General features: G+C 74.2%; 17 protein-coding genes and 1 pseudogene. 7 read left to right on the forward strand and 11 right to left on the reverse strand.

From position 1 onward, the window contains the following. Positions 1-8: 8 nt before the first annotated feature. The 5 genes from ABZ479_RS23065 to ABZ479_RS23085 all read right to left on the reverse strand — a co-directional run bounded on the left by ABZ479_RS23065 (position 9) and on the right by ABZ479_RS23085 (position 5,676). Positions 9-638: an MBL fold metallo-hydrolase gene (locus tag ABZ479_RS23065; RefSeq protein WP_499603264.1), complete on the reverse strand. Its 630-nt coding sequence runs from the start codon at positions 636-638 to the stop codon at positions 9-11. Further along, positions 638-1,723, reverse strand: a complete 1,086-nt coding sequence (locus tag ABZ479_RS23070; protein ID WP_499603265.1) for an S-(hydroxymethyl)mycothiol dehydrogenase — start codon at positions 1,721-1,723, stop codon at positions 638-640. The genes ABZ479_RS23065 and ABZ479_RS23070 overlap by 1 nt, the downstream gene beginning before the upstream one ends. A gap of 364 nt (positions 1,724-2,087) precedes the next feature. Further along, entirely contained in the window at positions 2,088-4,394 is a 2,307-nt protein-coding gene (locus tag ABZ479_RS23075) for an ABC transporter permease (RefSeq protein WP_500463347.1), read from the reverse strand. A gap of 5 nt (positions 4,395-4,399) precedes the next feature. Then, a complete protein-coding gene (locus ABZ479_RS23080) occupies positions 4,400-5,173 on the reverse strand; it encodes an ABC transporter ATP-binding protein (RefSeq protein WP_500463348.1) in 774 nt (257 codons plus the stop codon). Further along, a complete protein-coding gene (locus ABZ479_RS23085; RefSeq protein ID WP_392616999.1) occupies positions 5,170-5,676 on the reverse strand; it encodes a PadR family transcriptional regulator in 507 nt (168 codons plus the stop codon). Before ABZ479_RS23085 ends, ABZ479_RS23080 begins: the two co-directional genes overlap by 4 nt. A gap of 170 nt (positions 5,677-5,846) precedes the next feature. On the opposite strand from ABZ479_RS23085, the gene ABZ479_RS23090 reads away from it, so the two are divergent. From ABZ479_RS23090 to ABZ479_RS23115, 6 genes are all read left to right on the forward strand, one after another. Beyond that, positions 5,847-7,124 (forward strand): ABC transporter substrate-binding protein, encoded by a 1,278-nt coding sequence (locus ABZ479_RS23090; protein WP_500463349.1) that lies wholly within the window; start codon positions 5,847-5,849, stop codon positions 7,122-7,124. 251 nt (positions 7,125-7,375) lie between these two features. Then, positions 7,376-9,061 carry a glycoside hydrolase family 13 protein gene (locus ABZ479_RS23095; protein WP_500463350.1) on the forward strand — a complete coding sequence of 562 codons (1,686 nt, stop codon included), beginning with the start codon at positions 7,376-7,378 and terminating at the stop codon, positions 9,059-9,061. Between the two features lie 69 nt (positions 9,062-9,130). Continuing rightward, entirely contained in the window at positions 9,131-10,462 is a 1,332-nt protein-coding gene (locus ABZ479_RS23100) for an ABC transporter substrate-binding protein (protein WP_500463351.1), read from the forward strand. A gap of 9 nt (positions 10,463-10,471) precedes the next feature. Next, positions 10,472-11,824, forward strand: coding sequence for an ABC transporter permease subunit (locus ABZ479_RS23105; RefSeq protein ID WP_500463352.1), 1,353 nt, complete (start codon positions 10,472-10,474; stop codon positions 11,822-11,824). After that, positions 11,821-12,747 carry a carbohydrate ABC transporter permease gene (locus ABZ479_RS23110; RefSeq protein ID WP_500463353.1) on the forward strand — a complete coding sequence of 309 codons (927 nt, stop codon included), beginning with the start codon at positions 11,821-11,823 and terminating at the stop codon, positions 12,745-12,747. Before ABZ479_RS23105 ends, ABZ479_RS23110 begins: the two co-directional genes overlap by 4 nt. A gap of 185 nt (positions 12,748-12,932) precedes the next feature. Beyond that, on the forward strand, positions 12,933-14,204 hold the full coding sequence (locus ABZ479_RS23115) for an alpha-L-fucosidase (protein ID WP_500463354.1): 1,272 nt from the start codon (positions 12,933-12,935) through the stop codon (positions 14,202-14,204). 127 nt (positions 14,205-14,331) lie between these two features. On the opposite strand, the gene ABZ479_RS23120 is transcribed toward ABZ479_RS23115, so the two are convergent. From ABZ479_RS23120 to ABZ479_RS23140, 5 genes are all read right to left on the reverse strand, one after another. Next, a complete protein-coding gene (locus ABZ479_RS23120) occupies positions 14,332-15,312 on the reverse strand; it encodes a hydroxyacid dehydrogenase (protein WP_500463360.1) in 981 nt (326 codons plus the stop codon). A 674-nt stretch (positions 15,313-15,986) separates the two neighbouring features. Continuing rightward, complete coding sequence (locus ABZ479_RS23125; protein WP_500463355.1) at positions 15,987-17,063, reverse strand: adenosine deaminase; 1,077 nt, start codon at positions 17,061-17,063, stop codon at positions 15,987-15,989. Then, positions 17,060-17,482 (reverse strand): VOC family protein, encoded by a 423-nt coding sequence (locus ABZ479_RS23130; RefSeq protein ID WP_499603277.1) that lies wholly within the window; start codon positions 17,480-17,482, stop codon positions 17,060-17,062. The genes ABZ479_RS23125 and ABZ479_RS23130 overlap by 4 nt, the downstream gene beginning before the upstream one ends. 212 nt (positions 17,483-17,694) lie before the next feature. Then, positions 17,695-19,182, reverse strand: a complete 1,488-nt coding sequence (locus ABZ479_RS23135; RefSeq protein WP_500463356.1) for a PepSY-associated TM helix domain-containing protein — start codon at positions 19,180-19,182, stop codon at positions 17,695-17,697. 161 nt (positions 19,183-19,343) lie between these two features. Continuing rightward, on the reverse strand, positions 19,344-19,964 hold the full coding sequence (locus tag ABZ479_RS23140; protein ID WP_500463357.1) for a hypothetical protein: 621 nt from the start codon (positions 19,962-19,964) through the stop codon (positions 19,344-19,346). A gap of 92 nt (positions 19,965-20,056) precedes the next feature. On the opposite strand from ABZ479_RS23140, the gene ABZ479_RS23145 reads away from it, so the two are divergent. After that, positions 20,057-20,644 carry a hypothetical protein gene (locus tag ABZ479_RS23145; protein ID WP_500463358.1) on the forward strand — a complete coding sequence of 196 codons (588 nt, stop codon included), beginning with the start codon at positions 20,057-20,059 and terminating at the stop codon, positions 20,642-20,644. A gap of 19 nt (positions 20,645-20,663) precedes the next feature. Here the strand turns inward: ABZ479_RS23145 and ABZ479_RS23150 are convergent. Continuing rightward, positions 20,664-20,753 (reverse strand): annotated as a pseudogene (locus ABZ479_RS23150) (ABC transporter ATP-binding protein); the annotation flags it as partial.

The raw sequence follows: 20,753 nt of genomic DNA on the forward strand, positions 1-20,753 counted from the left end.
ACGCGGGCTCAGTGCCCGCGGGCGATCCACTCGTCCAGGTGCGGTGCCTCGGCACCGATGGTGGTGCTGTCGCCGTGGCCGGTGCGGACGACCGTGTCCGGCGGGAGGCTCAGCAGCCGCTCGCGGATGGAGTCGACGATGGTCGGGAAGTCCGAGAAGGACCGCCCCGTGGCCCCCGGGCCGCCCTGGAAGAGGGTGTCGCCGGTGAAGACGGTGCCGAGGGAAGGCGCGTACAGGCAGACGGCGCCCGGCGCGTGGCCGGGGGTGTGCAGCACCGTGAGCTCGGTGCCCGCCACCGTGATGACCTGGCCGTCGGTCAGTTCACCGTCCGGGGAGCGGTCGGGGTGGGTGTGCTTCCACAGCGGCAGGTCGTCGCCGTGCAGCAGGATCGGCGCGCCGGTGCGCGCCGCGAGCGCGGGCGCGGCGTCGATGTGGTCGTTGTGGGCGTGGGTGCTGACGATCGCGACCAGGCGGCGGCCGCCGAGCGCCGCCGCGATGGCGTCGGCGTCGTGGGCGGCGTCGACGACGATCGCCTCGGTGTCGTCGCCGACGATCCAGACGTTGTTGTCGACGTCCCAGGTGCCGCCGTCCAGCGAGAAGGTCCCCGAGGTGACGAGGTGGTCGATGCGGGCGGCCATCAGAGGACCACCACCGAGCGCAGCACGTCGCCGTGGTGCATCCGCTCGAACGCCTTCTCCACCTCGTCCAGGGCGATGGTCTCGGTGACGAAGGTGTCCAGGTCCAGCCGGCCCTGCAGGTGGAGGTCGATGAGCATGGGGAAGTCGCGGGAGGGCAGGCAGTCGCCGTACCAGGAGGACTTCAGCGCGCCGCCGCGGCCGAAGACGTCCAGCAGCGGCAGTTCCAGCTTCATCTCGGGGGTGGGGACGCCGACCAGGACGACGGTACCGGCCAGGTCGCGGGCGTAGAAGGCCTGCTTGTAGGTCTCGGGGCGGCCGACCGCCTCGATGACGACGTCGGCGCCGAAGCCGCCGGTCAGCTCGCGGACCGCCTCGACGGGGTCGGTGTCCTTGGAGTTGACGGTGTGCGTGGCGCCCAGCTTCTTCGCCGTCTCCAGCTTCCGCGCGTCGATGTCCACCGCGATGATCTTCGCTGCGCCGGCCAGCCGGGCGCCCGCGATCGCCGCGTCGCCGACGCCGCCGCAGCCGATCACGGCGACGGAGTCGCCGCGGCCGACGTTGCCGGTGTTGATGGCCGCGCCGATGCCCGCCATGACGCCGCAGCCCAGCAGTCCGGCGACGGCCGGGGAGACGGACGGGTCGACCTTGGTGCACTGCCCGGCGTGGACGAGGGTCTTCTCGGCGAAGGCCCCGATGCCGAGGGCCGGGGAGAGCTCGGTGCCGTCGAGCAGCGTCATCTTCTGCTTGGCGTTGTGGGTGTTGAAGCAGTACCAGGGGCGACCGCGCAGACAGGCACGGCACTGGCCGCACACGGCACGCCAGTTGAGGACGACGAAGTCACCGGGGGCGACGTCGGTGACGCCCTCGCCGACCGACTCCACGATGCCGGCGGCCTCGTGGCCGAGGAGGAACGGGAAGTCGTCGTTGATGCCGCCCTCGCGGTAGTGCAGGTCGGTGTGGCAGACCCCACAGGCCTGGATCCGGACCAGCGCCTCCCCCGGTCCCGGGTCGGGCACGACGATCGTTTCCAGGCTGACGGGGGAACCCTTCTCCCGGGCGACGACGGCACGGACCTGGTGGGCCATGGGGTACTCCTCGGCTGGTACGGATCCCTGAGGCGGGCGTTTCCCATTACGGCACATTCCGCACGTGCCGCAACGCAAGCATCGACGACGGCCGACAGGACGGTCAAGGACCGCGCAGCCGGGCCGGCCGGTGCGCTCCATTCTTACCAAGGATCATGCCCGGCGGCCCCGTTCGCCGGGTACGGCGTCCGGTGTCGTCCCCCACCGGGCACGGAACGCGCACGAGGCGCGGACAGCGACGATCCCGCCACCGGGGGTGCGGCGCCGCGGACGCCCGCGGGTGACTCCGCGGGGGCCGCACGCACATGGGAGCGGCACCCGGGCCCGCGGCGCGCGAGGCCGTGGCCGCGCCCCGGACGCCCCGTCACTGCGCGTTGAGCAGCATCCGCGGGTTGCGGTCGCCCGCCGCGCGGGACGCGGGCAGGACGGAGACGGCCACCGCTGCGGCGACGCACAGGCCGACGATCAGGAGGAGCGCGGCCGCGGGCGGGGCCTGGGCGATGCCCGCGCCGACGCCGCTGGAGCCGCCCTGCAGGTCGATCAGCCAGTCGGAGGCGAACACCCCCGCGGTGACGCCGGCCACCGCGGCGGCCAGCACGACCAGGCCGACCCCGGTGACGACGGTCGCCACGCTCTGCTGCGGCGTCAGGCCCACCGCGCGGTAGGCGCGCATGTCGCGGGCGTGGTCGCGGATGCCGCTGCCGACCGCCGTGGACAGTTCGGCCAGCGCGATCAGCGCGAGCACGGTGACCAGTCCGATGATCACGCCGCGCACCGGGGAGAGTTCGGCGCCGGGGCCGGCGACCTCGCGCACCTCCAGGGCGCCGTGCGAGGCCTCGGTGAGGGCGCCGCGCACCGCCGCCCGGTCGGCGCCGGGACGCAGGCCCAGGCTGTAGTACGAGGGCCCGACGGAGGCGTCCTGGGCCTGCAGGACGTCGAGGGGGGCCGAGATGACGCGTCCGCCGTGCCCGGTCTCGATGCTGCGGCCGACGATGTGCAGGATGTGCGGGGTGTCGCCGACGGTGACCCGGACCCACTGGCCGACCTCGATGTGGAGCGCGTCGATCAGGCCCTGTCCGGCGAGCGCCTCGTCGGGTCCGGCGGGACGCCGGCCCTCTGCGACGGCGAAGGGGTAGGGGTCGTCGGTGGTGCCGATCCCCCGCAGGGTGACGGACTGCGATTGCCCGGGGGCGAGCGCGGGGAGTTCGACGCCCGGGTGGACCGCGGTGATCTCCGGCCGTCCCGCGAGCAGTCGCCGGACCGCTTCGTCGGTGAGGCCGTTGGGGCGGGCGGTGAGCGCGCCGGCCTGGCCGAGTTGTTCCGGGTGGTGCTCGAAGCGGTCGAGGGTGGCCCAGGTGCCCAGCGCCACGGTGATCATCAGGATCGGCAGGGCGAGCCGGGCCACGGCCGCCGCGGAGCGCGCGGGCCGGTGCAGCACCTCGCGGCAGCCGAGGACCAGGGCGGGCGGGGCCCCCAGGCGCAGTGCCGCCCGGGCGGCGCCGGACATCCTGCGGCGTCCCGGAACGGCCCCCCGCGCGGCGGGGATCGGCGGCACGCGGCCGGCCCGCCAGGCGGCGAGCACCGTGGCGAGGGCGATGACCAGCACGGTCGCCGCGGCCGTGCCGGGGAGGGCCCAGGTGTGCTGCGGCAGTCCCTGCCACAGCCCCATGGCGTCCCCCATGGGCCCGGGGATGCCCGGCGCGAGCGTCTCCGCGGCGACCGCGCCGAGCAGCACGCCCGCGGTGGCCAGCACCGCGTGCTGCACGAGGAACATCCGGACCACCTGGGCCGGGGTGAAGCCGACCGCCTTCAGGACGGAGATGTCCCGGACGTACGCCAGGACGCGGGTGGCGATGCCCCCGGTCACCGCGATCGCGGCGGCCAGCAGCGCGGCCAGCCCGAACAGGCCGAGCAGCAGCCCGAGGAGGTGGTTGTCGCCCTCGGCGTCGGTGCGGGCCTCCCGCCAGGTGGCGACGCTGGTGACCCGGTCCGAGCCGACGGCGGTGACGGCGCGCGCGACGACGAAGGCGGTGTCCGCCGGGTCCCTCAGCCGTAGCCCCACGGTCTGCCCCGGCCGTGCCGGGCCGGTGGCGAGGCCGTTCACCAGCGAGGGGGACGCCCAGGCGACACCGGGGTTGTCCCCCGGGGAGTAGAGGGGTTCCGCCGTCCCGGCGACGCCGACCACGCGGACGGTGCTGCGCCGTCCGTCGCGGGTGACGCTGATCTCGTCCCCCGGCTCGGCCCACAGCGCGGACGCCACCGACCGCTCCAGCACGATGCCGTCGTTCGCACCGCCGCCCAGCCAGTTGCCGCGGTCCATCAGGGGTCGCCCCACCGACGGCGGGCTCGTGCCCGCGGCCCGCAGGTCGAGGGCGGCCTTCTCGCGGCCGTGCTGCGCGGTGACGGTCAGGGTGCGGAAGGGACCGGAGACCGCGGTGACCCCGTCGATCCGGGACAGCGTCCGGGTGTCGGCGCCGCCGTCCGTGCGCAGCCACACGTGGGCGCCCTCCGTGGCAGTGAACATCCGCTGCCAGGGATTGGCCGCGTACACCAGCAGGGCGACGGAGAGCAGCAGCGCCGCGGTGATGCCCGCGGTGGCCAGGACGATGGACAGGGCCTGGCCGCGGTGCGTGCGCAGGTCGGCGAGGGCCCAGCGGACGGTGGCGCGCACGGCGGTCAGCCCTGCAGCTTCACGACGTCGGCGGCGGCGCGCGAGGGACGCGAGGCGTACGGCGGGGCGTCGAGGGTGATGTCGTCGACGACCTCGCCGTCGAAGAGGCTGATCACCCGGTCCGCGGCGCTGGCCACCTTCGCGTCGTGCGTGACGAGCAGGATGGTCTGGCCGCGTTCGTGGCAGCGGATCAGCAGCCGCAGCACCTCCCGGGTGCCCTTGCTGTCGAGACTGCCGGTGGGCTCGTCGGCCAGCAGCAGGGCCGGGCGGTTGACCAGGGCACGGGCGAGGGCGACCCGCTGCTGCTCGCCGCCGGACAGGTCGGCGGGGGTGCTGTCCTCCTTGCCCGTCAGGCCGAGTTCGGCCAGCAGCTCCTGGCGTGCGGCGCGCACCTGCCGGGGGGAGCGGCCGGCGAGCAGGGCCGGCAGTTCGATGTTGTCCGCGACGGTGAGAGTGGAGACGAGGTTGAAGAACTGGAAGACGATGCCGACGCCGCGCCGCCGCAGCACCGCCCAGCGCGCCTCGCTGAGCTGGTCGACACGCTGCCCGTCCAGCCATATCCGCCCCTGGTCGGGGCGTTCGAGGCCGCCGAGCAGGTGCAGCAGGGTGGACTTGCCGGCGCCGGAGGGGCCGGTGACGGCGACGAACTCGCCCGGCCGCACCTCCAGGTCGACCCCGCGCACGGCCCGGACCTCGCCACCGTCCACGCGGTGCGTCTTGACCAGGCCCTCGACCCGGAGCATGTACGGCGCCGCGGGGGGCGGCTCGGCCCTTCTCATTCCAGCTCCTCCTGGCAGCGCTCCAGCCAGTCGAGGTCCGCCTGCAGGTGCAGCGTGGCGCCCTCGATCAGCAGCTGCGCGATGGTGTCGTCCCGGTCCTCCCCCGCGGCGAGCCGGGACATAGCGCGCATGAGGTTGAGGTAGTGGCGGCGCTGCTTGTTGATCAGGGAGACCTGGTCGGCCATGCCGGTGGCCGGGGCGAGGGCGAGCTTCATGAAGAACTCGTCGCGCACCCGCGGCTCGCTGGACGGCTCCTCGAACCAGGCGGCGACCGCCTCCCGCCCGGCGTCGGTGAGTTCGTAGATCCGTTTGTTGGGCCGGCCGGACTGGGTGACGTCCTCGCCCCGGATCAGCCCCGACTTCTCCAGGCGCGCCAGCGTCACGTAGATCTGGCCGATGTTCGGCTGAGGATAGGCAGCACCGAAGAGCTTCTCAAGTGCCGTCTTGAGTTCGTAACCGTGGGCGGGCCCCTTGGCGAGGAGTGCCATGAGAGGAAGGCGCACGCTCGTCCCGTCTCCTCCCCGACTACCTGCCTGTTAGGGACCGCTCACCAGCGCGATCATCGGTGAGCAGGCCGTCTTGCCGCAATGGCTAGTATCGCGCATGTCCAACAGGTATACATGTCCCTTCGGACGACGACGCCGTCGCCGGAAGCGGGACCCTGGAGGAGCGTATGCGCTGGGCGCGGGCCGCGGGCCGGACCCTGCTCACCGCTGCCCTGCTGCTGACCGGTTACGCCTCCGAGGGCGCCCGCGCCGCCGACGGCCCGCCCGGCACGACCGGCCGGGGCCCGGTGACCCTCGCCACCGGGCGCGACCTGACCGGCTACCTCCAGCACGTGCTGGACGGCTGGAACCGCGCCCACCCCCTGGAGAGGGCGACGCTCGTCGAACTGCCCGAGGCGGCGGACGAGGTGCGCGCGCAGATGGCCGACAGCCTGCGCTCCGGCAGCGACCGCTTCGACGTGCTCAACATCGACGTGGCCTGGACCTCCGAGTTCGCCGGCGCGGGCTGGATCGCGCCGGTCGACCCGCGCGGACTGCCGATGGAGCGGCTGCTGGACTCGGTGAAGGAGACCGCCACGTTCCGCGGGCGGCTGTACGCCGTCCCCTACGTCACCAACGCGGGGCTGCTCTACTACCGCAAGGACATCCTCGACCGGGAGCACCTGGATCCGCCGCGCACCTGGGCGGAGTTGGAGCGGCAGGCGCGAACGCTCGCCCCGAAGTACCGGATCGGCGGCTACGCGGGGCAGTTGCTGCCGTACGAGGGGCTGACGGTCAACGTCACCGAGGCCGTGCAGTCGGCGGGGGGCGGGATCCTCGGCGGGGAGGGCAGCCGGGTCACCGTGGACTCCGACGCGGCGCGCGAGGGACTGGGCTTCCTGGTGCGCGGTGTGCGCGAGGGCTGGATCCCGCGCGAGGCGCTGCACTTCAAGGAGGAGGAGTCCCGGCGGGCGTTCCAGGACGGCCGGCTGCTCTTCCTGCGCAACTGGCCGTACGTGTACGACCTCGCCTCGGCGCCGGGCTCGCGGATCGCGGGACGCTTCGGCGCCGTGCCGCTGCCCGGGCCCGACGGGCCGGGCACGGGCGTGCTCGGCGGGTCCAACCTCGCGGTCAACGCCCACTCGCGGCATCCCGGGACGGCCGCCGACCTCATGGCCTACATGACGGGTGAGTCGGTGCAGCGGCAGGTGCTCACGGAGGGCTCGCTGCCGCCGGTGTGGGCCGACCTGTACCGGGACCCGGGGCTGGTGCGCCGCTACCCGTACCTGCCGGTGCTGGAGCAGAGCCTGCGGGCGGCCAAGCCGCGTCCCAAGAGCGCCCGTTACGAGCAGGTGAGCCTGGCGGTGGCGGCGGTGAGCAGGGACGCGCTGGCGCTGCACACCACGCCGGAGCAGGCCGTCGCGCGCCTGGACCGCGAGCTGCGGGAGATCGTGCGGGACCGCTGATCCCGCGGTTCTTCCCCCACGGGTGTCGCACCCACTCTCTCTCATACATGCATGTTAGGTAGCGCTGACGCTCTCGCGCGCCCACACTCGCTGCCAGATAGCCCCACAAACCACCCCAGTAAGCGCCGACTGTCGGCAGCTCCGTTGACATCTTCCTGACGCCATTACTTAACATGCATGCATAACGAGCCACCCCGCGCGGCGTGCAGTGTCGTGTCCGTCCGCGCGCCCGCAGTCAGGATTGGTGACGGGTGTTCACAGCCCCTCTGGAGGACGGTTCCTCCACCGCCGCCGCCCCCTCCCCCGCACTCACCGCCGTACGCCCCTGGTGGCGCGACGCGGTGGTCTACCAGGTGTACGTGCGCAGCTTCCTGGACAGCACCGGCGACGGCGTCGGCGACCTGGCCGGCGTCCGGGCGGGGCTGCCCTACCTGCGCAGGCTGGGCGTCGACGGGATCTGGCTGAGCCCCTTCTACCCCTCGCCGCAGCACGACCACGGCTACGACGTCTCCGACTACACGGCCGTCGACCCGCTCTACGGCGACCTCGCCGAGTTCGACCGCCTCGTCGCCGACGCGCACCGGCTGGGCCTGCGCACCGTCCTCGACGTCGTCCCCAACCACTGCTCCGCCGCCCACCCGTGGTTCCGCGAGGCGCTGGCGGAGGGCCCCGGCGGCCCCGCCCGGTCGCTGTTCCACTTCGCCGAGGGACGCGGCGAGCACGGCGAACTGCCGCCCAACAACTGGCGGGCGATGTTCGGCGGCCCCGCCTGGTCCCGGGTGACCGAACCGGACGGCAGCCCCGGCCAGTGGTACCTCCACCTGTTCACCCCGGAGCAGCCCGACCTCAACTGGCGTGACCCGCGGGTGGGCGAGCACTTCGAGCACGTGCTGCGCTTCTGGCTGGACCGGGGCGTGGACGGCTTCCGCATCGACGTGGCGGCCGGCCTGTTCAAGCACCCGGCCCTCCCCGACTCCCCGGACCCCGAGGCGGACGAGCGGACCCGCGACTCCGTCAACCCGCTGGCCTGGAACCGTCCCGAGGTGCACGGGGTGTGGCGGCGGTGGCGCGCCATCTGCGAGGAGTACACCGCCCGCGACGGGCGCGAGCGCCTGCTGGTCGGCGAGGTCTCCGTGCCCACCCCGGCCGAACAGGCCCGCTACGTCCGGCCCGACGAGCTCCACCAAGCCTTCTTCTTCCACCTGCTGAGCGCGCCCTGGAACGCGGGGGCGTTCCGTACGGCCGTCGCCGAGGCGCTGCGCGACATCGCCGGCACCGGGTCCACCGTCACCTGGGTGCTCAACAACCACGACCAGGTCAGGACCGTCACGCGCTACGCGGGCGGCCCCTCCGGGCACTTCGGTGCCGCCAGGGCACGTGCCGCCGCACTGCTGATGCTGGCGCTGCCCGGGGCCGCGTACGTCTACCAGGGCGAGGAACTGGGGCTGCCCGAGGTCGTCGACCTGCCGGACGAGGTGCTGACCGACCCGATCTTCCGCCGTACCGGCAGCCGGCGCTTCGTCCGCGACGGCTGCCGGGTGCCGCTGCCCTGGTCGGGGCACGTCTCGCCGTTCGGCTTCACCGCCGAGGGCAGTACGGCCCGGCCGTGGCTGCCGCAGCCCGACTGGTTCGCCGAGCACAGCGCCGACCGTGCGCTGCTGGACACCGGTTCCTTCTGGCACCTGTACCGGGAGGCCCTGGGCCTGCGGGCCCGGCTGCCCCAGCTCGGCGAGGGGACGCTGCGCTGGCTGGAGACGCCGCCCGGGGTGCTCGCCTTCGTCCGCGGCGAGGGCCTGGTCTGCGCCGTCAACTTCGGCGACGAGCCGGTCCCCGCCCCGGTGCCCGGGCAGCCGCTGCTGTCCAGCACCCCCTGCCCGGCCGGCGTCCTGCCGGGCAACGCCGCCGCCTGGTGGGTCCACGACCCGGCGCACAGCTGACCGTTCCGCACCCCCCACCGCACCACGGCACCACACCAACGCACCCCACCTAAGAAGGGACACCACTCGATGAAGCGCACCCTCGTCGCGGCCACCGCGATATGCGGTCTGGCCCTCGCGACCACCGCCTGCGGCGGTGAGACCAAGTCCGCCTCCGGCTCCGGGCCGGCGGCCGGCAGCCAGAAGCTCAAGGGCCAGACGGTGACCGTCGCGGCCGTCTGGACCGGCGTCGAGCAGCAGAACTTCCAGAAGGTCCTGGACGGCTTCACCGCGAAGACCGGGGCGAAGGTGGCGTACGTCTCCACCGGCGACAACTTCGCGACCGTCCTGGGCAGCAAGATCGAGGGCGGTGACTCCCCGGACGTGGCGATGGTGCCGCAGCCCGGCGTCCTCAAGGAGTTCGCGGGCAAGGGCTGGCTCCAGCCGCTGTCGCCGGAGGTGAAGGGCGCCGCGGAGAAGAACTACGCCAAGATCTGGCAGACCTTCGGCACGGTCGACGGCACCTACTACGGCCTGTACTTCAAGACCTCCGACAAGTCGACGGTCTGGTACAGCCCGGCGGCGCTGGACACGGCCGGCGTGCAGCCGCCGAAGACCTTCGCGGAGATGCTGGACGCCGCCCGCGCGGTCTCCGACTCGGGCCTGCCCGCCTTCGCCGTCGGCGGCTCCGACGGCTGGACGCTCACCGACTGGTTCGAGAACGTCTACCTCTCCCAGGCGGGCCCGGAGAACTACGACAAGCTGACCCGGCACGAGATCCCGTGGAGCGACCCGACGGTCGTCAAGGCGCTCACCACCCTGGGCCAGTTGTTCGGCGAGGACGACCTGCTCGCCGGCGGCCGCAAGGGCGCCCTGGCCACCAGCTTCCCCGACTCCGTCGCGCACGTCTTCGGCAAGAGCCCCAAGGCCGGCCTGGTCTACGAGGGCGACTTCGTCGGCGGTGTGATCTCCGGTGACCTGGGCGGCAAGGTCGGCGAGGACGCCAAGTTCTTCCCCTTCCCCTCGGTCGACGGCGGCCCGGCCCCGGTGGTCGGCGGCGGCGAGGCCGCCGTGGCGCTGAAGTCCGGCAAGAACGCCGAGGCCGGCATGGAGCTGATCTCCTACCTGGCCACCCCCGAGGCGGCGGGGATCTGGGCGAAGGCGGGCGGCTTCCTCTCCCCCAACACCGAACTGGACCCGGCCTCCTACGCGGACGACACCCTGCGCACGGCCGCCAAGTCGCTGGTCGACGCCGGTGACACGGTGCGCTTCGACATGTCGGACCAGACCCCGCCCGCCTTCGGCGGCACGCCCGGCAAGGGCGAGTGGAAGATCCTCCAGGACTTCCTGCGCGACCCGTCGGACCCGAAGGCCACCGCGGCGGCGCTCGAGGCCGCGGCCGCCAAGGCCTACAAGGGCTGAGGCCGGGTCATGTCCGCCTCCACCCGCAAGGTGCCGTCCGCTCCGGCGGGCGGCACCGCCCCGGCCGCCGTCCGGCGGCGTTCGCGCCGGGCCCGGCTCACGGCGATCGTCTTCGCGCTGCCGGCGCTCGCCCTGCTCGGCGCCCTCGTCGGCTACCCCATCCTCTTCTCGGTCGGCCGCAGCCTGTTCGACGCGAGCGGCGACCGCTTCGTGGGGCTGGCCAACTACCAGGAGATGTTCAGCGACCCGGCGAGCCTCAAGGCCGTCCGCAACACCGCGATCTGGGTCGTGGCGGCGCCGGGGCTGCTCACCGGCGTCGGCCTGGTGCTGGCCGTGCTCACCGAGAAGATCCGCTGGGCCACCGCCTTCAAGCTGCTGATCTTCATGCCGATGGCGGTCTCCTTCCTCGCCGCGGGCATCACCTTCCGCCTGGTGTACGACCAGGACCCGCAGCGCGGCGTGATGAACGCGGCCGCCGTCGCCGTCCACGACACCTTCAACGACTCCTCGGCCTACCCCGGCGCCCGCCCCCGCGGCACGGAGGTGCTCGAGGAGTCCGGTGACGGCGGCTACCAGGCGGTCGCGCGGGTGGAGCCGGGCAGGGACGTCACCCTGGGCCTGGTCGGCCTGCCGCCCGCGTCGCTCCCGGCGCAGGCCCGGCCGGCGGCGCCCGCGGAGGCCTCGGACGACGCCGTCACCGGCGTGGTCTACCTGGACTTCGTGCCGGGCGGCGGCGGCACGCCCGGCGCCGTGGACCCGCAGGAGCGCGGTCTGCCGCACATGGCCGTCGAACTCACCAGGAACGGCACGGTGGTCGCCACCGCCACCACCGGGGACGACGGTTCCTTCCGCTTCCCGGACGCGAAGGACGGCCCTTACGGCGTCCGGCTGCCCGGGAAGAACTTCGCGGAGCCGTACGCGGGCATCGACTGGCTCGGGCCGACGCTGGTCACGCCGGCCATCATCGGCGCCTACCTGTGGATCTGGACCGGCTTCTCCATGGTGCTGATCGGCGCGGGGCTCGCCTCCCTGCCGCGCGAGACGCTGGAGGCCGCCCGGATGGACGGCGCCAGCGAGTGGCAGATCTTCCGCAGGATCACCGTGCCGCTGCTGGCGCCGGTGCTGGGCGTGGTCTTCGTGACGCTGGTGATCAACGTGATGAAGGTCTTCGACCTCGTCTACATCATCGCGCCGGGCCCGGTGCTGGAGGACGCCAACGTCCTGGCGCTGCAGATGTGGCTGGTCTCCTTCGGCGGCGGCAACAACCAGGGCCTGGGCAGCGCGATCGGCGTCGTCCTGCTGCTGCTCGTGCTGCCCGCGATGGCCCTCAACATCCGACGCTTCCGCAGGAGCAACCGATGACCGTGCAGACCGCCGCTCCGCGCCCCGCTCCGCCGACCCCGCCCGGCGGGCCCTCCGGCCGGGCACCCGGGCGTCCCTCCGTGGCGGCCCGGCTGGGTTCGGTGCTGCGCGGCGGGCTCGTCCAAGTGCTGCTGACGGTCGTCGCGCTGGTCTGGCTCACCCCGACGGTGGGGCTGTTCGTCTCCTCGCTGCGCAGCTCCGACGAGAACGCCGGCTCGGGCTGGTGGAGCACTCTGCTCCATCCCGGGTCGCTGGGCTTCGACAACTACTCCGCGATCCTCGGGGACAGCGGGATCACCCAGGCGTTCTGGAACACCGTGCTGATCTCGGTGCCCGCCACGGCCGCCGTCGTGGTCCTGGCCGCGCTGGCCGGGTACGCCTTCGCCTGGCTGGAGTTCCCGGGGCGCGACTGGGTCTTCCTGGTGGTCGTCGGCATGCTCGTGGTGCCGGTGCAGATCGGGCTGCTGCCGGTGGCCAGGCTGTTCCGGGAGGTAGGGCTGTTCGGCACGACGGCGGGCGTGGTCCTCTTCCACGTGGCGTACGGGCTGCCGTTCGCGATCTTCCTGCTGCGCAACTACTTCGCCGAGATCCCGAGGGAGATGCTGGAGGCGGCCCGCATGGACGGCGGGTCGGAGTGGACGATCTTCCGGAAGCTGGTGCTGCCGGTGGGCCGTCCGGCGATCGCGAGCCTGGCCATCTTCCAGTTCCTGTGGGTCTGGAACGACATGCTGGTCGCGCTGATCTTCGCCGACGCCGGATCGCAGCCGCTCACGGTCGCCCTGCAGTCCCAGATGCGGCAGTTCGGCGCCAACATCGACGTACTGGCGCCCGGCGCCTTCCTGTCGCTGATCGTGCCGCTGGTCGTCTTCTTCGCCTTCCAGCGGCACTTCGCGGAGGGGGTCATGGCGGGGTCGGTGAAGTAGCGGGGCGGTGAAGCAGCGGGGTCGGTGAAGCAGCGGGGGCGTCTCACCGGCGGGTGCGGTGATACATCGGAGGTCTTTCTTGTCCTCCGCCCCGATCCCCCTTAGGGTCGGGGCGGAGGACAGGACTCCTCCGACGTATCACCGCACCCGCGGCCGTCCCTCCGATCCCCGAGGAACCGTCAGCCATGCCCCTGCAGCCGTGGTTCGCCGACGCCAAGCTCGGCATCTTCGTCCACTACGGGATCTACGCGGTCGACGGCGTGCCCGAGTCCTGGGCCTTCTACGACGGCGACGTCCCCCACGAGCGGTACATGCGCCAGCTCGACGGCTTCACCGCCGCGCACTACGACCCGGACGCCTGGGCCCGGCTCTTCGCCCGCGCGGGCGCCCGTTACGCGGTGCTGACCGCCCGGCACCACGACGGCGTCGCCCTGTGGGACACCGCGCAGGGCGACCTGTCGGTCGTCCGGCGCACCCCCGCCGGGCGCGACCTGATCGACCCGTACGCGCGGGCGCTGCGCGAGCAGGGCCTCAAGGTCGGTCTCTACTACTCCCATTCGGACTGGAACCACCCGGACTACCCCAGCGTCGTCCACCCCGCCCCGGAGCTGGAGGACGTGCTGACGAGCCGCTTCGTCACCCCGGCCGACGGCAAGGAGGACCCGGCCGCTTGGAAGCGGTACCTCGCCTACCGCGACGCGCAGGTCGGGGAGCTGGTCGACCGCTTCCGCCCCGACCTGCTGTGGTTCGACGGCGAGTGGGAGCGCAGCGAGGAGCAGTGGGGCCTGGACGCCCTGGCCGCGCGGATCCTCGCCGGGAACCCGGAGACGGTCCTCAACGCGCGCATGCTCAGCCACGGCGACTACGCCACGCCCGAGCAGGGCATCCCCGTCGAACCGCCGCCCGGGCCGTGGGAGCTGTGCCTGACCGTCAACGACTCGTGGGGCTTCCAGCACGGCGACCACCGCCACAAGTCGGTGGGCCAGCTGGTCCGCTACTTCACCGAGACGATCAGCGCCGGCGGCAACCTGCTGCTGGACGTCGGGCCCCGCGAGGACGGCACCATCACCCCGGAGCAGACCGAGCGCCTGGAAGGGCTCGGCGACTGGATCCGCGCCCACGCCGACGCCGTGTACGGCACCCGCGCCGGCCTGCCGGCCGGGCACCACTACGGCCCCAGCACCCTGTCCGCCGACCGCCGCACCCTGTACCTGGTGTGCTTCGACGCCCCACGCGAGACCATCGCGGTACGCGGCCTGCGCAACCGCGTGCGGCGCGTCTCCGTCGTCGGCAGCGGCGCCGCGCTCGGCCACCACGTGACCGGCGGGCTCCACGAGGTCCCCGGAGTGACCTGGATCGACGCCCCCTCCCCCGGCGCCCTGGACCCGTACGCCACCGTCCTCGCCCTCGAACTCGACGGCGAACTCGACCTCTACCGCGGCACGGGCCGCGCGTAGCCCTTCCCGTGACGCTGTCGTACCCTCGCGCGGTGCCCGCCCGTCCCGTCTTCCGCAAGCGGCCGAACCCCGCTTCCTGCCAGGCGAGCCCGCCCGGAGTCGGGACGGGGATGGCCGTAGGGTCCTCTCAGGCCGAGTGTGCGAGTTCGTCGGGGTGGACGGCGTGGGCGAGCGGCTCGCCGCGGGCGAGGCGTTCGATCTCCCCGATCGCGGCGTCGGCGAGCCGGGCCAGCTCGTTGCCGAGCGATCCGGCGACGTGCGGGGTGAGCAGGACGTTCGGCAGGTCGTAGAGCGGCGAGCCGGCGGGCAGCGGCTCGGGGTCGGTGACGTCGAGGACGGCGTGCAGCCGGCCGGAGACCAGCTCGGCGGTGAGCGCGGCGGTGTCGACCAGCGAGCCGCGCGCGGTGTTGACCAGCGTCGCCCCGTCCCGCAGCAGCGCCAGGCGTGCGGCGTCGAAGAGGTGCCGGGTATCGGGCAGTTCGGGGGCGTGGAGGGTGACCACGTCGCTGCGCCGGCACAGGTGGTCCAGCTCCACCGGTTCCGCACCGAGCGCGACCGCCTCCGCGGGAGCGAGGTGGGGGTCGTGGAGGAGCAGGCGCAGGTCGAAGGGGCGCAGCAGCTCGACGACCCGCCGTCCGATGCGGGAGGCGCCGACGACCCCCACGGTGCGGCGGTAGTTCCCGATGCCGCCGGGCGTCTCGGAGAGCGCCGGTTTCCGGCGGGCCTCCCGGTAGGCCCGCGCGGACTCCAGCACGCGCTTGCCGGAGAACAGCACGGCGGCGACGGTGTACTCGGCCACCGGCAGGGCGTTGGCGGCGGCCGCGCTGGAGACCTGCACGCCGCGCTGCCACACGGCGCCGGTGACGTGCTGCTTGACCGACCCCGCGGCGTGGACGACCGCGCGCAGCGCCGGCATCCGCTCCAACGCCGCCTCGTCCAGCGCCGGGCAGCCCCACCCCGTCAGCAGCACCTCGGCGCCGGCGAGCGCCTCCGCCACGGCGGGGTCTGCGAAGTCCTCGACGAGCACGGTGGGGTCGAAGCGGGCGACGCGGGCCAGCCGCCCGAGCGCCACGTCGGTGAGGACGGCCTCACGGGTGGCGGCCCGCATGGCCAGGACGGTACGGGGACGGTGCTGCTCAGGGGTCACGTGGCGGCTCCCAATGGGGACCTGCGGCCGGACGGGTGGATCGGTGGGCGCCATCCTTCGCACAGGACGGGGCGCCGTCAAGGGCGGAGGTTTCCCGCGACGCGTCCGCCGCCCACCCGCCGCGTCTGCCGTACCCACCGCGCCCGCCGCGCGGCGCCGGCTCAGACGCGGTCGTCCGCCCGCCGGGCACCACTCGGCGGCCTGAGGCGGAACCCGGCGAGGAGCCGCTCGCGGTGCCTGTCGCTTCCTCGACCCCGGAGCCTGCACCAGCCGCGTAGCGGCCTGCCCCGTGGCGTCGGGCCGGTGGGTGCCGCGCCGGTTGCTCGGCTGTCGCGCCGTCTCGCGCCCTTCGGGCGCAAAGATGCGGGCTGCGGAGGGGAGGGTGGGGGCTGCCTTGTCGGCAGTCTGCGGCCCGGCGGTCGGCTGGGTTCAAGCGCCGGAGCGGGGCCGGTTGTTCGTCCGCGTGCGGTCTCGTTGCCGTCCGCGGGTGCAGATGGCCGGTGACCACGCCCACCGTCCGTGGGTGGCGCGCCCGCCGTAACCGGCGTCTGCGGGTGCTTCCCCGATTTCCGGCGCGCTCGACGGACGTGGGTACCGGGCCGGGAGCCGAGCCGGCCCGGTACCCCCATCATGGGTCAGCGGCCAGCGGTCAGCACGGTCTCGTAGCCCGGGAGGACGACGTCGCGGATGATCGCGTTCCGCTCGTCGAAGGGGAGGAACGCGCTCTTGAGCGCGTTGACGGTGACCTCGCGCAGGTCCTCCGCCGTCCAGCCCGCCTCGCTGACCAGCAGTTCCATCTCCCGGGTCATGGTGGTCGCCGAGACCAGGCGGTTGTCGGTGTTGACCGTGACGCGGAAGCCGAGGTCGCGCAGCAGGGTGATGGGGTGCCCGGCGATGGAGGTGGCGGCGCCGGTCTGGAGGTTGGAGGTCGGGCAGACCTCCAGCGCGATGCGGCGGTCGCGTATCCAGCCCGCGAGGCGGCCGAGCTTGCCGTCCACGACGTCGTCGGCGAGGCGGACGCCGTGGCCGATCCGCAGCGCGCCGCAGACCTGCACGGCCTGGTGGATGCTGGGCAGGCCGTGGGCCTCGCCCGCGTGGATGGTGAAGGGCACGTTCTCGCGGCGCAGGTACTCGAAGGCGGCGAGGTGGTCGGCGGGCGGGAACCCGTCCTCGGCCCCGGCGATGTCGAAGCCGACAACACCGGCGTCGCGGTAGGCCACGGCGAGGCCGGCCACCTCGCGGCTGCGGTCGGTCATGCGCATCGCGCACAGCAGGGTCCCCACGCGGACCGGCGTGCCCGCGGCGGCGGCCTTCGCCATGCCGGCGGCCAGGCCCTCCTGGACGGTCTCGACGACCTCGGCGAGGGTGAGGCCGCGGTGCACCAGCAGCTCGGGGGCGTAGCGCACCTCGCCGTAGACGACGCCGTCGGCGGCGAGGTCGAGCACGTACTCCTCGGCGACGCGCAGCAGGCCCTCGCGGGTGCCCATCACGGCGATGGTGTGCTCGAAGGTGGCGATGTAGCGGACGAGGTCGCCGGAGTTCGCCGCGTCGTAGTACCAGGCGGCCAGCTCGCCGGGGTCGGTGGCGGGCAGCGCGTGGCCGGTCTCCGCGGCCAGCTCGACCAGGGTGGCCGGGCGCAGGCCGCCGTCCAGGTGGTCGTGGAGGACGGCCTTGGGGAGCCGGCGTATCAGGTCGGTGTCGAGGGCGGTCACGCGGTGTGCTCCTGGTCGGTGGGGGCGGTGGCGGCGGGCTGGAGGAGGTCCCAGCGGTTCCCGTACGGGTCCTGGAAGACGGCGACCGAGCCGTACGCCTCGTGACGGGGCTCCTCCAGGAAGGTCACGCCCGCGGCGAGCATCCGCGCGTGGTCGCCCGCGAAGTCCTCGGTGTGCAGGAAGAAGCCGACCCGTCCGCCGGTCTGGTCGCCGACCCGAGAGAGCTCCGCGTCGTTCTTTGCGCGGGCGAGCAGCAGCCCGCTGCCGGAGGCGCCGCCGGGCGGGCGCACGACGACCCACCGGCTCCCGCCGGGGCGCGGCTCGTCCTCGACGAGCTCGAATCCGAGGGCACCGGTGTAGAAGGCGATGGCCTCGTCGTAGTCGCGGACGACGAGGGTGACCAGGGCGATACGGGACATGCGCGAACGTTATACGTAACACCACGGACCGGGCAAGGCGCCCCCTGCGGGCGGCACGGAGCCGCCCGCAGGGGGCGGGCCGGCACGGCGCGCAGGTCGCGGCGCCGCAGCGCCCGGGCCCGGGTGTGGCGACCTCGGTGGTCGGGCGGCAGGCCGGCACACGCGGCCCGGCCCGGGAGGGGTCCCCCGGGCCGGGGTCGGGGTCGCGGGGGTCAGTCGGTGCGCGGCCGGCGCAGGAGGCCCACGGCGGCGTCGAGGACGAGGAACCCCAGCAGCGTCACGCCGAGGACGGGCAGTGCCCAGCCGAGGGCGGCGACGACGGGGACGCCGAGGACCAGCGCGGGCACGGGCAGGCGGCGCCAGGTGCCGCGTGCGGGGGCCCGGCCGAACGGGGCGGCGCGGTCGGCACGGACCGGCCGGCGCTGCCACCACATGCGGTAGCCCCAGCAGATGACGAGGACCAGGCCGAGCGCCACCACCGCCAGCACGATCTGGTTGACCAGGCCGAAGAGCAGGCCCATGTGGCCCTGGACGCCGAGCTTGCTGAGCTTGGCCGGGGCGGGGTGGTCGGCCCAGCGGCTCTCGGAGGTGACCTCGCCCCGGGCGGCGTCGACGGCGACCCGGTCGTAGTGCACCGGCCACCGGTCGTCGTCCTGGGCGACGGTCCAGGCGGTCGACGCGTCGGCGGGCGGGGTCAGTTCGACCCTGCCGCCCAGGCCCGCGTCCCGGGCCACGGCCAGGACCGTGTCGAAGGCGGCCGGGTCGGCGGCCGCCGTGGAGCGGCCGCCGCCGTGCCCGGCGTGTCCCTCCTGCGCCGGGCCGGAGCCGGTTCCCGCGCCGGGCAGGGAGGTGTCGAGCGCGGGCGCGTGCCCCTTGACCGCGTCCAGGAACCGTCCGAAGCGGTCACCGGCGTAGTGGGACCAGGTCAGACCGGTGGCGCTGAGGAAGAGCAGGCCGAGCGCCAGCCACACGCCGGTGGCGGCGTGCCGGGTACGGGTGCGGCGCACTCCCCGGGCCGACCGGTCGGGCAGGAGCACACCGCGGGCCGTGGGGGCGCGCAGGCCGCGGGCGCGTCCGAGCCACAGCACGAGCCCGCCCGCGACGATCACCCACAGCCAACTGGCGGCGACCTCGGAGTACAGCCGGCCGGTCTCCCCGAGGTGGAGGTTGCGGTGCAGGTCGTCCAGCCAGGTCGACAGCGGCGTCGAGCCGAACCACGTGGTCAGCTCCCCGCGCACCTCGGCCGTGGCGGGGTCGACGAACACCGTGCGCTGCTTGTCGCCCAGTTCGGGGACGGAGAGCACGACGCGCGTGGTGTCCTCGGGGCCGGACGGGGTGATCACCGAGGCGAGCGTCCCCTCCGGGTGGGCGGCCCTGGCGGCCGTGATCTGTTCGGCCAGCGGACGCGGTGGGCCGTCGGGCCGCTCGGTGTACAGCAGGTCGCCGTAGGCGAGCCGGTCGAACTGCGGGGTGAAGGTGTAGGCGAGGCCCGTGAGGGCGGCGACGAGGAGGAAGGGGGCGACGAACACCCCGGCGTAGAAGTGCAGTCGGACGAGCAGTGCGCGTGCCTCGCGCCAGGAGCGCCGCGGTTGCGCGGTGGTGCCGGACAGGTCCGCGGCCGGCGCGGCGCCTTCCCCGGCAGGGGCCGCGGCGTCCCCGCCGTGTCCGTCGGTCGGCGTCTGTTCCTGTGTGGAAGACATGGGTGCATCCCCGATCGGCGCCCGGCGCGTACGGCGCGGGCGCGGGTGAAGTCGGCAGGTCGGTCCGCCGTGACGGCGGGACGGCGTGGCCGCGCGGCGGACGGTGCCGTGCGCGGACAGGCCGGACTGCGCCCGTCACCGCCGGTGGGCGGGACGGACGGTCAGCAGCTGATCGCCGGCTTCGGTGGGCCCCTGCGTGCCACCGTGTGCCGCAGGGGTGTCCGGCGCGGTGGGCGCGCCGGACGGGGTGAGGCCGCGGGGCGGGCCGGGGCGGCGTGGTCGTGGGCGAGGACGGTGCGTACCGCCCGGCGCAGCGGGGCGAGCAGGACCGCGGCCAGGGCGCGGCCGGCCCGGAAGACCGCGGCCTCGCCCCGCCACAGCCACAGCCCGCACAGCGCGGCGGCGAGCGCGTGGGCCGCGGCCATGCCCGTGGTCCAGCCGCCGGCCGGGGAGGCGGACATGGGCATCGCGCCCATCGCCGCGGCCGTGTGACGGTACGCCGGGCCCGCGTCGGCGGGGGCGGCGGCGAAGGCCTGGGCGAGGCCGAACCAGGCGTGCAGCGCGAACTGCGCCCCCACCGTGGCTCCCGTGACCGTCAGGGCGCCGCGCTCCCGGCGTCCGGCGAGCCACCAGGCCCCGGCGGTCGTGGCGGCGAACGCGTACCCGACCGCCCAGCCCGGCACCGCCCGGGACATCAGGGCGTGGCCGAGCCCGGTCACCGTCACGCACACGGCCGCGAACACCGCGGCGCGTGCGAGGCGGAAGGCGGGCCCGGAGCTCATGGGCAGCCATGGTGCCAGGCGGGTCGCCGCCCGCGCCACGAGTCCCGAACTCCCTCTCCCGTACGGCCTCGTGGTTCCCGTAAATTGCTGTCATGGGGGCAGCGGGCGCAGGGGACGGGCCGGTGCGGGGCGGCCGGCGGGGGAAAACGCGCGGCTCCGGCGGGCGTTCCGGTGCGGGCAGCCGGTACGGCTCGGGTGCGGGCACCCGCCAGGGCTCGGCCGCGGACGCCCGCGGGGGTACCGCCCACCCTCTGGTGCTGCTGGTGGCCGGTGTGCTGTTCCTCGCCGCGGGTGTCTGGCTCCTGACCTCGGCCGCCAGGGACACCCTGTCGGTACGCTACGGCGTGCACACGGTGGGCACCGTCCGCGAGGCGCACGGCGGCCCGGGCGACAGCCGGCTGTGGGTGACGTTCACCGTGGCGGGCGCCGAGGTGACCCATCCGCTGCCACGGGGCACCAACCGCCGTCAGGTCAACCACGGGGACCGGCTGCCCATCGTCTACCGGGCCGACCGTCCCGAGCGGGTCGTGGCGCGTCGTGACGTCGGGCACGGGCCGCTGGTGTTCTGGTCCGCGTTCAGCGCGGTGGGAGTCGTCCTGGTCGGCTGGTCCGGCCTGGCGCTGCACCGGGCCGCGGGGCGGCGGGCGCGCGGCGTCCCGGGCCCGCCCCCCGCGGCGTGACGTCCCCGCCGTCCGCGGGTCAGTCGGTGGTGAGGATGTGGCCGTCGCGGAGTTCGAGGACGCGGTCGGCGAGGGCGAGGAGCTGGGGGTCGTGGGTGGCGACGAGGGC

The sequence above is a fragment of the Streptomyces sp. NPDC005722 genome, from assembly GCF_040630935.1.
Taxonomy (GTDB): domain Bacteria; phylum Actinomycetota; class Actinomycetes; order Streptomycetales; family Streptomycetaceae; genus Actinacidiphila.